This window comes from Exiguobacterium sp. s129 (assembly GCF_018617585.1).
Classification (GTDB): Bacteria; Bacillota; Bacilli; order Exiguobacteriales; family Exiguobacteriaceae; genus Exiguobacterium; species Exiguobacterium aestuarii_A.
The window spans coordinates 163,842-178,780 of sequence record NZ_JACSKL010000006.1; the positions used below are offsets into that span (position 1 = coordinate 163,842).

Annotated in this window: 16 protein-coding genes; 10 read left to right on the forward strand and 6 right to left on the reverse strand. The window is 45.0% G+C overall.

Annotated features, from left to right (window positions below; translation table 11 throughout):
- The first annotated feature begins 31 nt into the window (after positions 1–31).
- Positions 32–364 (forward strand): four-helix bundle copper-binding protein, encoded by a 333-nt coding sequence (locus tag KNO92_RS09070; RefSeq protein WP_214692613.1) that lies wholly within the window; start codon positions 32–34, stop codon positions 362–364.
- Positions 365–424: 60 nt separating this feature from the next.
- A complete protein-coding gene (locus tag KNO92_RS09075; RefSeq protein WP_214692620.1) occupies positions 425–991 on the forward strand; it encodes a 3'-5' exonuclease in 567 nt (188 codons plus the stop codon).
- Between the two features lie 23 nt (positions 992–1,014).
- Here the strand turns inward: KNO92_RS09075 and KNO92_RS09080 are convergent, their stop codons facing one another.
- The 5 genes from KNO92_RS09080 to KNO92_RS09100 form a co-directional block, all read right to left on the reverse strand.
- A complete protein-coding gene (locus tag KNO92_RS09080; protein ID WP_214692621.1) occupies positions 1,015–2,076 on the reverse strand; it encodes a bifunctional glycosyltransferase family 2/GtrA family protein in 1,062 nt (353 codons plus the stop codon).
- Between the two features lie 91 nt (positions 2,077–2,167).
- Positions 2,168–3,157 carry a sodium:calcium antiporter gene (locus tag KNO92_RS09085; protein ID WP_214692623.1) on the reverse strand — a complete coding sequence of 330 codons (990 nt, stop codon included), beginning with the start codon at positions 3,155–3,157 and terminating at the stop codon, positions 2,168–2,170.
- A gap of 187 nt (positions 3,158–3,344) precedes the next feature.
- Positions 3,345–4,193, reverse strand: coding sequence for an HD domain-containing protein (locus KNO92_RS09090; protein WP_214692625.1), 849 nt, complete (start codon positions 4,191–4,193; stop codon positions 3,345–3,347).
- 100 nt (positions 4,194–4,293) lie between these two features.
- A complete protein-coding gene (locus KNO92_RS09095; RefSeq protein ID WP_214692627.1) occupies positions 4,294–4,998 on the reverse strand; it encodes an SDR family NAD(P)-dependent oxidoreductase in 705 nt (234 codons plus the stop codon).
- 40 nt (positions 4,999–5,038) lie between these two features.
- Entirely contained in the window at positions 5,039–5,584 is a 546-nt protein-coding gene (locus KNO92_RS09100; protein WP_214692629.1) for a glycerol-3-phosphate responsive antiterminator, read from the reverse strand.
- Between the two features lie 115 nt (positions 5,585–5,699).
- Between KNO92_RS09100 and KNO92_RS09105 the strand changes: the two genes are divergently transcribed.
- Together KNO92_RS09105 and KNO92_RS09110 are read left to right on the forward strand one after the other, a co-directional pair.
- Positions 5,700–6,125, forward strand: coding sequence for a GNAT family N-acetyltransferase (locus KNO92_RS09105; RefSeq protein WP_214692631.1), 426 nt, complete (start codon positions 5,700–5,702; stop codon positions 6,123–6,125).
- A 25-nt stretch (positions 6,126–6,150) separates the two neighbouring features.
- On the forward strand, positions 6,151–7,320 hold the full coding sequence (locus KNO92_RS09110; protein ID WP_214760982.1) for a cation:proton antiporter: 1,170 nt from the start codon (positions 6,151–6,153) through the stop codon (positions 7,318–7,320).
- A 51-nt stretch (positions 7,321–7,371) separates the two neighbouring features.
- Here KNO92_RS09110 and KNO92_RS09115 read toward each other — a convergent pair whose 3' ends face one another.
- Positions 7,372–7,992, reverse strand: coding sequence for a DedA family protein (locus tag KNO92_RS09115; protein ID WP_214692635.1), 621 nt, complete (start codon positions 7,990–7,992; stop codon positions 7,372–7,374).
- A 95-nt stretch (positions 7,993–8,087) separates the two neighbouring features.
- On the opposite strand from KNO92_RS09115, the gene KNO92_RS09120 reads away from it, so the two are divergent.
- From KNO92_RS09120 to KNO92_RS09145, 6 genes are all read left to right on the forward strand, one after another.
- Positions 8,088–8,645, forward strand: a complete 558-nt coding sequence (locus KNO92_RS09120) for a DNA-3-methyladenine glycosylase I (protein WP_251127093.1) — start codon at positions 8,088–8,090, stop codon at positions 8,643–8,645.
- A 120-nt stretch (positions 8,646–8,765) separates the two neighbouring features.
- Positions 8,766–10,253 (forward strand): sodium/proline symporter PutP, encoded by a 1,488-nt coding sequence (gene putP / locus KNO92_RS09125; protein ID WP_285800656.1) that lies wholly within the window; start codon positions 8,766–8,768, stop codon positions 10,251–10,253.
- 115 nt (positions 10,254–10,368) lie between these two features.
- The gene (locus KNO92_RS09130) at positions 10,369–11,511 is read left to right on the forward strand and encodes a CapA family protein (RefSeq protein ID WP_214692639.1); all 1,143 of its coding nucleotides are present in this window, start codon (positions 10,369–10,371) and stop codon (positions 11,509–11,511) included.
- Positions 11,512–11,637: 126 nt separating this feature from the next.
- On the forward strand, positions 11,638–12,852 hold the full coding sequence (locus KNO92_RS09135; RefSeq protein WP_214693976.1) for an argininosuccinate synthase: 1,215 nt from the start codon (positions 11,638–11,640) through the stop codon (positions 12,850–12,852).
- Positions 12,845–14,230, forward strand: a complete 1,386-nt coding sequence (gene argH, locus KNO92_RS09140) for an argininosuccinate lyase (protein ID WP_214760986.1) — start codon at positions 12,845–12,847, stop codon at positions 14,228–14,230. The genes KNO92_RS09135 and argH overlap by 8 nt, the downstream gene beginning before the upstream one ends.
- A 132-nt stretch (positions 14,231–14,362) precedes the next feature.
- Positions 14,363–14,893, forward strand: coding sequence for a biotin transporter BioY (locus tag KNO92_RS09145; protein WP_214760989.1), 531 nt, complete (start codon positions 14,363–14,365; stop codon positions 14,891–14,893).
- The last annotated feature ends 46 nt before the right edge of the window (positions 14,894–14,939 follow it).

The following is a 14,939-nucleotide window of genomic DNA, read 5'->3' on the forward strand; positions in this document are numbered from 1 at the left end:
GATAGACTTTTTCATACAAGGGGGAATATTGATGGAACGCACATCTGTAGAAGAAACATTGGCGAGCGTGATTGAATGTATGCGCACATGCAACCATTGCTTCTCAAAAAGTTTACAAGAAGAGGATTTACACATGTTTACCGAATGCATTCGACTGACACGAGAATGCTCAGACATTTGTACGTTGGCTTTAAATGCCTTAGAAACAGATTCGGCCTTCTCTAAACCAATTGTCGCCTTGTGTGCTCAAGTATGTGATACATGTGCCGTCGAATGTGGCCGTCACTTGCATGACCACTGTCAGGCTTGTGCAAAAGCGTGCGAGCGCTGTGCCGAAGCTTGCCGTACCCTCGTCGCCGCTTAAGCACGACATTCGTCTAACTTTCTGTTAGACTTTTTTTATTGTGAAGAAAGAAGGTGAACCATGCAACATACCATCCTCGCTCTCGATGTGGAGACCGCTAATCGAGATAGCCGTAGCATCTGCTCAGTCGGGTGGAGCATCCTGCAAAATGGAGAAGTGATTGAAACTGATCAACGACTCGTCAATCCAGAGGAAGACTTTGATATGGGGAACATACGGGTTCATGGCATTCGTCCGAGTGACGTATGGGATGCCCCTGCGTTACCGGAAGTACTTGCCTCTCTTTACCCGATTTTACGAGAAGTCGACCTCGTCATCGCACATAACGCCTCATTTGATATGGGTGCCTTAAGAAAGGCAATTGTGAAATATGAGCTATTCGATTTCCCTACAATTGAGTACGGATGCACTGTCAAATTGTCACGTAAACTGTATCCAGGACTCCCGAACCACAAGTTGAACACGATGGCAGAATACCTGAACGTGCCTTTTATTCATCATGATGCAGCAGAAGACGCTCGCGTATGCGCTCTACTCATGCGTGATATGATGCAGAAAACCGGCATTACAAGCCCGAGAGAGCTACATCGCTATACGTCCGTCAAAACAGGAACACTCGCATATTAAACCGGTCATGAGCCCATGACCGGTTATTTTTTGAAAATCCATCGTTTTTGGACATAGTAACTGACAAAAAAGAGAAAGCTGTCGACGATAATTTTTAGGATGACTTCTCCTTGCCTAAATAGAAGAAAAAGAAGATAGACCAACAATGCCGAGGTTGCCATCTGGAGAACGACGAGCGAAAAATATTTGGAAAGTGATCGTCGCGCTTTTGAATGAAAGACGACTTTCCGATTGACGAAATAATTGAATAGAGAGGAGATAATTCGAGCGATGACCGTCGCGATGACGACATGAGCCGTATCGAAGTACGGTGATAATAAAAAGATAAAGACTGCATACATCCCAACGTCGACAAGAAATGAAGCGACGGACGATGCCGAATACATCAAAAACATACGATAGATTAAAATCGAATCTAAAATCGGTCTAAAATGGGATGAAACGTTTTCGTTTTCATATACCGTCTGGATGGTCGTCTGTTGAATCGGAACCTGTAACCGCTTTGTGAACGTCAGCATATTCATCTCGAACTCATATCGATTCCCCGGAATGTCAATCAGTTGTCGTGCGTATCGCATCGGGATGGCACGAAGTCCTGTCTGAGTATCTTTTAACTTCAATCCACTCCCGATCAACATGACGAGTCGTGTCGCCTGATTGCCGAATCGACTTCGGAGCGGAATCTTGTCCCCACTGAAGTCACGGCATCCCATGATCAGATGATGCGGCTTACTCACTCCCTCCTCATACACATTGACGACGTCCTCAGGTAAATGTTGTCCATCGGCGTCAACCGTGATGACACCTAACTTGTCGGGATAGGTCTCTGCAATATGCTGCAGTCCAGTCTTCAGAGCTGCCCCTTTTCCTTGATTCTGTTCGTGCGTTAGCACTTGGTCAACAAATGATGCCACCTTTTCAAATATGCCTACCGTCGACTCATCACTACCGTCATTGACCACAACGATGGTCGAAAACCCGCTCGCACTCAGCCTTTCCACGAGTGTGACGAGTGCATCGTCAGGGTTGTAGGCCGGAATCAAAATTGTATACGCTTGGCGTGTTTCTACTTCTTGCACTTGCATCGCCACCCCTCCTTCAATTCCCTTATACCCGAAGCAACGGATTCGCATTCTCAATTAAAAAATGCACCAGTCCTGAGACTGATGCATGAACTCACCCGATAAAGATCAAGTATGACGAAACAAAGTACACGACAACGACTAGCAGCGAAGGAATGACGTAACGTACCTTCGACGTGACATTTTGTCGGAGAACGCTATACATGACGAGAATCGATAGAATCGTAATCCCGACCGCCGACACAAGGTGTGAAGTCGATACGTCTGCGAGAATCGATCCATTCCGATAGAAGACGTCCGACATGGCGATAATGAGCATGTTAAAGATGTTACTTCCGAGAATCGAACCGAACGCCAAATTGACGTTTCGAAGCTTGAGCGCCATAAACACGGCGACCGCTTCAGGTAATGAAGTTGATGCGGCAATCAAGAAGCTCCCGACGAAACTTGAACCGAGTCCTGTAACGACGGCGATTTGATCTCCTGTGATGGAGAGTGCCGTCCCGGCTGCCATGATGACGACAGCGGCAATTAAAAAACCGAATACAGCTCGTTTCAATGTGATATCTTCATACTTGCTGACAACGACCTCTTCTTCCACTTCATGCTCAGCGACCGGCTCTTTCGGTTGCTTCCCGATATAGTAAATCCCGATCCCGTAAAGAAGGGCAATTAAAAGTGCGTCGACACCGATTCCGATAAATGTCATATCGACACGGACAATTAAGGCGACCAATGTCGTCACGGTCAGCAAAAGACCAAGTCCTGCTGTATATAGATGATCACGGCTTGTATAGTTAAAGAGTTGCTTTTGACGGAAATACAGGTCGAACATCGCTAAAATAAAGATATTGAACAAGTTAGACCCGAGCATGTTTCCGATGGCGATGTCTGGATTGTCAATCATGACCGCCGATATACTCGTCGTCACTTCAGGTAATGACGTCGCTCCCGCCAACAAAACGGTACCGACGAGCATCCCGCCCATTTTTGACTTTTCCGTCATGACATCGGCGTATGTGGACAACTTGATTGCGGCATAGACTGTGATGGCCGCAGCTAATAAGAAATAAACAAATACCATTTTTTCTCCTCCTTGGGTAAACAAAAAAGACCTTTTTATGGACGACAAAAACGCCCATAAAAAGGTCTTGCGGACTTGTAAAAGCTCGATGGACCGAGTGCATGCGCACTGTAATGACGACCCATCGACCACGATTGTGGTCGCTACTCCCCTTTTCATCTTCCATTTGACTATAGCATGAACCACCTTAATTGACAATTGAGCGATGTATGAGGGCAACGAAATCCGATGCATTCATGGCGGTTCGATATCCGAGTTCTTGCAACGCAGCTAGAACAGGCGCAGGCATAGGGTAATTCCAGCCCGCTAAATCCAGTTGTCGACGAAACACCTCGACTTCTTCTTCATCTACTGATGTACGAACAACAATTTCCTTTAGTTCATATGCGGTCTGACAGAGCGGTGCCGCTTCTTGAACCCATTCATCTTCTGTGAAACGGGTTAGGATGGACTCAAAGAGTCTCACTACTTTCTGATCTTTTACATTTTTTTCACCATAAAACAAGGAATAAAGTTCCTGTTCATACAACCCGATTAAATCCGTCGAACTACGAAACGGTTCGAAAGCACGTAACAATTCATGATAGTACCATGACTGGTCTCGCATCGGTCGTTTGAAACGTTGCCACACCATCATCCCTTCCATCTCTAAGTCATAACGGATGGAACGAAGATTATGTAGCTTATCCGCCACGAGGAGTGCGACTTCATCAAATTGAAGTGAAGAGATGTGTTCAAGAGTCATCTGTTTTCGTTGTTCCCACGTCTGACCACGGTTCTTCTCAGAGACAGCAAGTACAAGACGTAACACATCAGGACCAAACCTTGCTAATATTTCTTCTGGTTCCGTTTCAGTGTCTTCAATTAAATCGTGCAGAAGACCTGCGGCGACGACCGACGGGGGTTGGTGATCCTTTTCGAGCAACAACGCGACAGAAAAAGGGTGTGACAAAAACGGAATCGATGAACCTTTACGGGATTGTCCTCCGTGACGAATTGATGAAAACCGAAGTGCTTCTTCTACGAGCGGATTCATGGTACCTTCCTCCTTCTCCCGGATGAAAACTCTTTTATTCCATACCCGGAATTAGGCACAAATAACCTAATTATTCTCAAAATATAGGTATATAGTCATATCACTCTTCGTAAATCATTTTCTTCGTCATCCCACCATCGACGACAAGGTTGTGACCGTTGACAAAGTCGTTGTTCCGGTCAATCAGATATCGTACCGCTCGGACGATGTCATCCGGTTCGCCGACACGGCCAGACGGATGCTGACGATGGTCGACTTCTCGTAACGCTTCGTCTGATGTATGAATCCAACCCGGGCTAATCGCATTCACGGTTACTGGTCGATCACTCAATGAGATGGCAAGCGAATGGGTCAAACCGACAATCCCGCCTTTAGAGGCCCCATACGCATCCCAGTGTGGTTCATTTTGCAAAGCACGTGTTGAGGCCATATTGACAATGCGACCATATGACTCATCTTTGTTTAATTCCAAAAAGTATTTTGCACAAGTAAACGTTCCTACTAAATTAACGTCGATGACTCGTTTGAACGTATCGATTTCAAGTTCGTCAATCGGTTTGACGAGTGAGGCGATCCCCCCGTTGTTAATCAACACATGAGCATGTCCAAAACGTGACTTTACGTCTTCGAATACCCGCTTTAGCGCTTCGGTTTCCCCAAGATCAACTTGATAAAAGGACACCCCTTTTATATTCGGGTCTTCACCAATGTCCAATCCCACAACTTCATATTGATTTGCGAACGCATTAGCGAGCGCACACCCAATCCCTTGCGTGACACCTGTAATAATCATAATGTCTTTCATCTGTTCATCCCTCCTAGAAGAGTGTATACCCGAATGTGGGTTACTCAGTCCACAGTTTACGATTTGAGGTCGTGATCACACTTGCCCCAGCGGCAAGGGCTGCATTCACTTCTTCCATCGTCTCAATCAACCCTCCTGCAAAAACAGGTATACCGGTCATTTCCTGTACTCGGCGGATATACTTCGGAACAATTCCTGGAAGGACCTCGATGTAGTCTGGTTTTGACCGTTCAATATGTCGGATGCTCTTATCCAATGATGTCGAGTCAATTAAAAACAACCGTTGTACCGTCAACACATGATTTTGTTTTGCCCGTACAATCACGTTCCCTTTTGTCGATATGATTCCAAACGGTCGATACGTTTGACAGACATACTCAGTCGCAAATTCATCCGCTTTCATTCCTTGGATTAAATCCATATGAATAAAGACTTTTTTCTGATGCTTTTCTAATAATTTAAAAATAGGTTCTAATCGACTCATATGAATTTCAAGTAAAACTCCTATTTCAAGTTCACTCGATAAAAATCGTTCTAAATCGCGCATATCACGTATCGCCGGCAAGATTGATTGACCTTGTATCATCCGATATTCCTCCTGTCTTCTTCCCATTATGCCGACAGCTATTTTCATAAATCAAGGTTTACTCATTCAATATAGCGGGAAAGTAATGTTAACTTGTGTAGAGGGGGATTTTAGTATGGTCAATGAAGTCACTGTAAAAGTTGAGACACCGACACCGGAGCAACATCAGTCGTTGCGTGTGAAGGCGGGGATGCCTCGACGCTCAGATGAAAGTACGGTCAAAGGACTCAAGAACACGCTATTTGGCGTCTGTTTATATTTAGATGATGAGATTGTCGGGATGGGGCGTGTCGTTGGGGACGGCGGAATGGTCTTTCATCTAGTCGACATCGTCGTCGATCCAGAATGCCAAGGACTGGGTCTTGGTAAATTAATCATGGAGAATTTAATGGAGTGGATTCTAAAAGAGGCAGATGAGACGGCCATTGTCAGTCTAATTGCCGATATTCCTGCGGATGGCTTGTATCGTCAGTTCGGCTTTGATTATTCACGTCCAGAATCAGTCGGTATGGAATATCAGTGGAATCAAATGGAAAGGTAACACTTCTAGGTAAAGGAGATGACTTATGGATGGATTGAACATCATCGTGTTGCTCGGACTGGCGCTCACGCTTATCTCCGTCTTCAGCCTCCTGATTGAACGTCTATACTTTCCAAGCATTTTAGCGTTTATCGCCATCGGTGTTGGGGTCGGTTTTTTCTGGGACGGAAACGAAGTATTCAAAATTGCCGGTGAAATCGGAATCATCCTTTTATTTTTCCTTCTCGGGTTAAAGTTTCCGTTACGCGAATTGTGGAAGCGAATGCGAAAAGTTTGGAAAGCAGGCGTATTAGACATCGTCCTATCGTTCGGCGTCTCATTCGGAATCGCCTTGTTGTTTGGATTGGACTTTCCGCGCGCCTTCTTAATTGGTGCCGTTCTATACGCGACGAGCTCTTCGACCTCAGCGAAACTACTTGAGCGCCACTCCGAAAAACATGAAAATATTAAAGAATTCGTCCTAGCTCTACTTATTTTTGAAGATATATTCGCACCACTTTTATTGACGATTGCGCCATTCATCATTCAAGAGGAACCGGTCGCCATGACAGATATCGGGAAAGTATTCGCAGGATTTCTGATTTTCGGGGTATTATTGTTTATCGGATCGAGCTTTGTGTCGAAACAACAGAAGTTCTCGAAACACCTTTTACGTCAGGATGATGCGAGTATCGGGCTTATCGGACTCATTCTCTTCTTCGCCGGAATCGGTATGGTATTTGGTCTATCTGAGATTTTAGGAGCATTCATTGCCGGAATCATGCTTGCGGATATCCATGACGTTCGTCCGCTCAAACGTTTGACGGTTCCCGTTCGTGACTTGTTCCTCCCAATCTTTTTTATTTCATTCGGAATTTCAATCAACTTGGAGAAAGGTGTCATCGTTAACACCTTATTCTTTGTCTTGATTGTTTGGGGCGTCTTGTCGAAGTGGATTGTCGGTCGCGTCGGAGGAAGGATTTATGGGTTATCTCGTGTCCAGGCGAATGAGGCGGGGTTTTCTCTCGCTCCGCGTGGCGAGTTCTCCATCTTGTTTACCGCCCTTTCAAACGGGGCCATCAACTTGTTTGTCGGTCTTTATATTTTCGTGTCAGCTATTGTGGGAATCATTTTATTTCGATTCTCGGAATACTTGGCCGAAAAGACGGAAAAGACGCTTACAAAAGTATTACCAGAAAAGAAAAATGAAGAGTGAACAGGCGAACCGAATTTTCGGTCCGCCTGTTTTATCGTCTCATCTATTCATTCATTCTTTTACTGCTTTTTTAGCATGTCGCTTTTTTCGCCAGATGAGGTATCCGATCAACCCAACGAGCAACAGACCGTAAATCGTATAAGAATAGGCATCTAGATAGGCGAGTATATCTTGCCAGTTCTCACCGACTTTCATTCCGACCAAGACCAAGATTGTGTTCCAAATCGCTGTTCCAGCAGTGCTGAAAAGCAAAAATTTTAAGAATGGCATATTCGACATACCTGCTGGAATTGAGATGAGGCTTCGAACGACCGGCATCAATCGACCAAAGAAGACCATCCACCCTCCGTATCGATCGAACCAGGCATCTGCTTTTTTGACGTCTTGAATATCAAGACGTATCCACTTCCCGTATTTCTTCGTCCACTTCTCAATTTGCTCAACATCAAATAACAGACCTAGTCCGTATAATAAGACTGCTCCTAATATGGCTCCAACTGTCGATGCCACGATGACGAGCGTGATGGACAAGTTCGTCTTTACGGCAAAAAAACCTCCAAAGAGTAATACGACTTCAGAAGGGATTGGCGGAAAAACGTTCTCAATGAAAATCATGAACGCAATTCCTATGTATCCGTACTGTTCAATAATCGAAATCATCCAATCACTCATTATTGATGCCTCCATTCCCACACATTATACCCATCCTTTCTAATCGATAACCGTTGAGACATGCTACACTTATGAAAAAAGAGGAGTTGATTGAGTTGGAAGAATTATTTCGTTGTCCGTGGTGCGGGTCTGACCCGCTCTACGTCCACTATCACGACGAGGAATGGGGCAAACCTGTCCATGATGACCAAAAACATTTTGAGTGCCTGACGCTTGAGAGTGCACAGGCTGGACTCAGCTGGATCACGATTTTAAGAAAGCGTGAAAACTACCGCTCCGCGTATGCGAATTTCGATGTAAACGAAGTAGCTCGTTTTTCTGAAGAAGATATCGAAAGATTGATGACAGACAGCGGCATCGTCCGGAACCGCCGAAAAATCGAAGCCTCCATCAATAATGCGAAACAGTTCATGAAGATACAAGAAGAGTTTGGTTCATTCGATTCATATATCTGGTCATTTGTAGACAACGAAACCATCATCAATGCATGGGAACGGCTTGAAGAAGTCCCCGCTTCGACAGAACTGTCTGAGCGATTGAGTAAAGACCTGAAACGACGTGGATTCAAATTTTTAGGTCCGACCACGGTATATGCCCACTTACAAGCAACCGGTCTCGTCAATGACCATCTTACCTCTTGTGCATTTCGATAAGTTAAGACCAGCTATCAAAAAAATCTTTACATCTCCCCTATTGTTGTGACAATATTTTGACAAAGTGATACTCTATCACTGAAAGCGTTTTCATATTTTTTATCTTTCGGGGGGATGTTGATGAACGGAATTTTAGTGTCCATTGTCGTATACATGGCACTGCTGGTCTTACTTGGGATCATCGCGTATCGCAGAACAAGTAGTATTGGTGATTATATGTTAGGTGGACGAGCACTTGGTCCCGGCGTAGCAGCCTTATCGGCCGGCGCGTCTGACATGAGTGGATGGCTCTTGATGGGCTTACCTGGCGCGATGTATGCAACGGGAATCTCAAGCGGTTGGATTGTCATCGGGTTGACAATTGGCGCCTATTTAAACTGGTTGTTGGTCGCTCCAAGATTACGCATTTATTCTTACATATCGGATGATGCGATCACGATTCCAGACTTTTTTGAGAAGCGGTTCAAAGACTCAAAAGGATTATTACGTTCCTTTTCTGCTGCCGTCACCCTCATCTTTTTCACTTTGTATGCGACGAGCGGGTTCGTTGCAGGTGGTCGACTATTCAATGCCGTCTTCGACATCGAATTCGTAACGGGAGTCATTATTCTCGCCTCAATCATCATTTTGTATACGTTCATCGGTGGATTTCTAGCCGTTAGCTGGACAGATTTTGTTCAAGGACTCATCATGCTTTTCGCACTCATTTTTGTACCGGCAATCGCCATCATGGCGACAGATGGTGTGTCGAACGCATTAGACACGGTTCGGGATATCGATGAAGCGTTACTCGACCCATGGACGGGTCAATCGCTCATTGGAATCATTTCTTTATTTGCATGGGGACTCGGCTATTTTGGCCAACCCCATATCATTGTTCGTTTTATGGCAATCGGGAAATTAGAAGACATAAAAACGGCACGTCGTATCGGAATTTCATGGATGGTTTTCACCGTCGTCGGGGCGATGGCGACCGGATTGTTTGGACTTGCTTATTACACGCAACAAGGACTGACAATAGATAATCCTGAAAATATTTTTATTAACTTATCGGATCTATTGTTCCCTGATTTAGTCACAGGTGTATTATTGGCGGCTTTACTCGCTGCCATCATGTCGACGATTTCATCACAATTGCTCGTCTCTTCTAGTGCAGCAACGACGGACTTCTATCAAAAATTCTTCCGTAAGGACGCAGGAGACCGTGAGCTCGTCATGGTCGGTCGAATCACTGTTATTCTCGTATCGGTCGTATCAATTGTCCTTGCGCTCGATGCAGATGACACAATCTTGAACCTTGTCGGTTATGCTTGGGCAGGATTCGGTTCATCGTTCGGACCGCTCATCCTGTTTAGTCTCTTCTGGAAACGGACAACTCGTCAAGGCGCCCTTGCCGGGATGTTGACTGGTGCATTTGTCGTCATCCTTTGGAAGAACTATGCTGCTTCATTGTTTGGAACGTTCGGAACGCTCTATGAGATGATTCCAGCATTCTTCCTGTCGGCACTCGCCATTTATGTCGTTAGTTTAATGACGCCTCCACCAAGTGAGGTCATTCAACGTGAATTCGACCAAATGCGTGACATGGTGAAAGAACATATTAAATAATCTTCTCGGCAGGTCTTTCTTGACCTGCCATTTTTATGTACAAGGAGTTTTATAGATTTTTAACGAATACTATATATATATTAAGATTAATTCCATTTTGAAAAGGAGATTTTTGATGAAACCCTTTAAAACCATCTCTCATCTCACATTCGCTTCAAGCCTGATTCTATTATTCGGTTGTGGTCAATCTTCATCGACAAATCAAGAACCTCTAGTTGAAACCGAAGAGCCAATCGTCGAGACACCTGTAGAAGAGCCCCCTTCCGAACCTGAGCCAACCGTCACGACGGCATCCATCTATGCTATTGGTGATGTATTGCTACACGATTCGGTATACAGCGCAGCCCGTGTCAATGACGGATATGATTTTGACACTTCTTTTGAACAAGTCGCGCCGATTTTAGAACGAGCGGATATCGCAATCGCTAACCAAGAGAGTATGATTGGCGGGAGCGAAATTGGGTTGTCGAGCTATCCGGCTTTTAACAGCCCATTTGAGATTGGCGATGCTTTGCAACGTGCCGGGATTGATTTAGTCACGACGGCGAACAATCATACGCTAGATCGCGGGGTTCGTGCGATTGAGAATTCGATTGGTCACTGGAATGAAATCGGAATGCCTTACACCGGTTCCTTCTTATCTGCTGAAGATAAGGCAAACATCCGTACATTGACCGCGAACGAGATTTCCTTTTCCTTTTTAGCCTATACGTACGGAACGAACGGCGTAATTCCAAAACAGCCATACCACGTCAACTATATCGACCTCGAGCAAATGCGCCCTGAAATCGAGAAAGCAGAACAAACTACCGATTTGACCGTCGTATCCTTACATTTTGGAACAGAATACGAAACGTTACCGAACGAAAGTCAGACTGAGCTTGCTCAAACTCTTTCAGACCTCGGTGTCGATATCATCATCGGTCACCACCCACACGTCCTACAACCACCGAAGATGCTTGAGGGAGCTGATGGCAATCAAACATTCGTCGTGTATTCACTCGGTAACTTCCTATCTGGACAACAAGGCGATGATCGGAATACGGGTGGGATCATCGGAATTGACGTTGTCAAAACGACCGAAGACGATGTTTCAACGTTCGAATTGAAAAATCCGATGTTTTATCCAACATTTACACAGAAATCATCAGAAGGACATTATGAAATCGTCCCGTTACAATCAGCAAAACCCGAGCTCTTCTCTCCTGTCAGCGAACATATGTCGCAATGGTTACCAGAGCTTACAATCGAACAATGATGACCACGAATATCTTTCGTGGTCATTTTTATTTTCAAAAAAAGGTTGCCACATCGGGTATTATCCCTTACACTAATTCGTATATTTATAAACATAGATTAATAATTATTCATAAGGGGTGCTTACATTTTGAAACAGAAACTCGTATTGGCTTACTCAGGCGGACTTGATACTTCGGTTGCAATTAAATGGTTGGATGAACAAGGATATGATGTCATCGCGGTATGTTTAAACGTCGGGGAAGGAAAGGACTTAGAAAAAATTCAACAAAAAGCAATGAAAGTCGGGGCAAAAAAATCACTCGTTATCGACGCGGTCGATGAATTCGTGACCGACTTCGCACGCTACTCGATGCAGGCGCATACGCTGTATGAAGGTGTATATCCACTCGTATCTGCTCTATCACGCCCACTCATCTCGAAAAAGTTGGTCGAAGTGGCACAAGCAGAAGGTGCAGTCGCTGTGGCCCACGGCTGTACAGGAAAAGGAAACGACCAAGTCCGTTTCGAAGTGTCCATCCATGCACTTGATCCATCACTTGAAATTGTTGCACCGGTACGGGAATGGAAATGGTCTCGTGAAGAGGAGATTGCATACGCGGCAAAACACAATATCCCAATTTCAATCGTTCAAGAAGAACCTTTCTCTATTGATCAAAACATCTGGGGGCGGGCGATCGAATGTGGCATCTTAGAAGACCCTTGGGCGGCACCGCCGGAAAGTGCTTATGAGTTAACAGCAGCACTTGAAGATACACCTCATGAACCGACATACCTTGAAATCGAATTTAAGAATGGGGTACCGGTAGCCATCAATGGGAAGAACCAATCGTTCACAGATATCTTAAAAGAGTTAAATATCGTCGCCGGGGCGCATGGAGTTGGTAAAATCGACCACATTGAGAACCGTGTCGTCGGTATCAAATCACGTGAAGTATATGAAGCTCCTGGTGCGATGACACTGATCACGGCCCATAAAGCCCTTGAGGCATTAACACTTGTACGTGAAGTAGCTCACTTCAAACCAATCGTCGAGCAAAAATTGACTGAGACGATTTATAACGGATTGTGGTATTCACCTCTCACAAAGGCACTACTCGCATTCATCGATGAGACACAACAGACTGTCACAGGTACCGTTCGGATGAAACTCTTCAAAGGCCAAGCAATCGTAGACGGTCGTAAGTCACCGATTTCACTATATGATGAGGAGCTTGCGACATATACTTCGGCGGACACGTTTGATCAACAAGCCGCTGTCGGATTTATCAAGCTTTGGGGCTTGCCGACAAAAGTTCAGTCAGAGGTATTGATGGAAAAAGGAGCGTTCATTCATGAGTAAATTATGGGGAGGACGTTTTGAAAAGACGGCCAGTGATTGGGTCGATGCGTTCGGCGCCTCGATTGAATTCGACGCTCAACTCGTCCTTGAAGATTTAGAAGGTAGCATGGCACATGTGACGATGCTCGGAGACCGAAATATCCTCTCAAAAGAGGAAGTCACTCAAATTCTTGAGGGATTACAAAAACTTAAGCAGAAGGCTATCGCTGGCGAGTTGGCGTTCGAAGTGTATCATGAAGACATCCATATGAATTTAGAGGCATTGCTTCATGAAGAAATTGGACCGGTTGCCGGAAAAATGCATACGGCACGTAGTCGTAACGATCAAGTTGCTACAGACATGCATCTTTACTTGAAAGAACGTGTGAAAGAAGTGATTCAATTGATTGAGTCACTTCAAGTTGAATTGCATGCACACGCTTCAGAAAACGTAGAGACGATCATGCCTGGCTATACGCACCTCCAACGTGCACAGCCAATCTCTTTGGCACATCACTTACTCGCCTATTTTTGGATGCTCGAACGTGACAAAGAACGCTTCACAGACAGTTTGAAGCGAATTAACTGGTCTCCTCTAGGAGCCGGAGCTCTCGCTGGGACGACGTTCCCGATTGACCGAGCTCGTTCGGCTGAACTTCTCGGCTTTGATCGAGTCTATCCGAACAGCTTAGACGCAGTGAGCGATCGTGATTTTATTCTCGAATTCTTGTCGAACGCATCGATGCTTATGATGCACCTCTCACGCTTTTGTGAGGAGTTAATTCTTTGGGCTAGTGAAGAATACCGCTTCATTACTGTGTCCGATACATTCTCTACCGGATCGAGTATGATGCCACAGAAGAAAAACCCAGACATGGCTGAACTCGTACGTGGAAAATCGGGACGCGTCATCGGAAACTTGATGGGATTATTGACGCTCATGAAAGGACTTCCGCTCGCGTATAATAAAGATTTGCAAGAAGATAAAGAAGGCATGTTTGACACGGTTAAGACTGTTCAAGGCTCACTCAGCATCATGGCCGGGATGATGAACGAATTGACGTTCCATCCGGACACGATGAAGCAAGCAACAGAGCACGATTTTTCAAACGCCACTGAACTTGCTGATTATTTGACAGCTAAAGGCATGCCGTTCCGTGAAGCGCATGAAGTAACTGGGAAACTCGTCAAATATTGCGTCGATGAACGCTTATATTTACGTGAGCTTCCATTGTCTGTGTTCCAAACACATTCTGACTTGATTGAAGAGGACGTGTATCACGCTTTGACCCCTGAACAAGCGGTCGCGCGTCGCAATAGTTATGGCGGTACAGGCTTTGATGCTGTTCGCGAACAGTTGAAAGAAGCTTCGGAATGTATGAATGTCATACCTTCTTAATGACCCTTGTCTCAGTATGATTGCTGAGACGAGGTTTTTTCTTGTTGACCTAGACTTAAGAAATGACTTGCCAACTCTTTAATCTCATGTTAACTTTTATATTGTTAACGTTAACTGAAAAGGGGTTTACATATGAAGATTCAAGATATGACTCAAATTGCCTTCGGGGCAGCACTTATCGCAAGTGTCGGTTTCATCGAAATACCGATCGGACCCGTTCCGATCACTCTTCAAACACTGGCTATCATGACAATCGCCAGCGTATTCGGTGCACGAAAAGGATTTTTGGCAGTCATCGTCTACCTCCTACTCGGCTTAATCGGACTTCCCGTACTGAGTGGTCAAGGAGGTCTTGCTCCCTTCGTTGGACCAACCGTCGGATATTTAATTGGATTTCCAATCGCCGCTTTCTTCATTGGCTGGTTCAGCGAGCGGCATCGCTCCATCCCAGCATTGATTGGCTACAACTTGTTATTCGGTTTGGGGCTTGTATACCTACTTGGAAGCATCGGGCTCGAGATCGTTCTCGGTATGTCGTTCATTGATGCGCTCAAGGTGAATATCCCGTTTATTCTTGGAGATTCACTCAAAGCCGTACTTGCTGCGATCTTAGCTGTGAAAATTTCTCAGAACGTTCAAATTCGTCGTTCCCTCGCTTCTTAAACGTTCGAACGTTTCGCCCGTTTCCATATGTGGAATAAATGAAGTA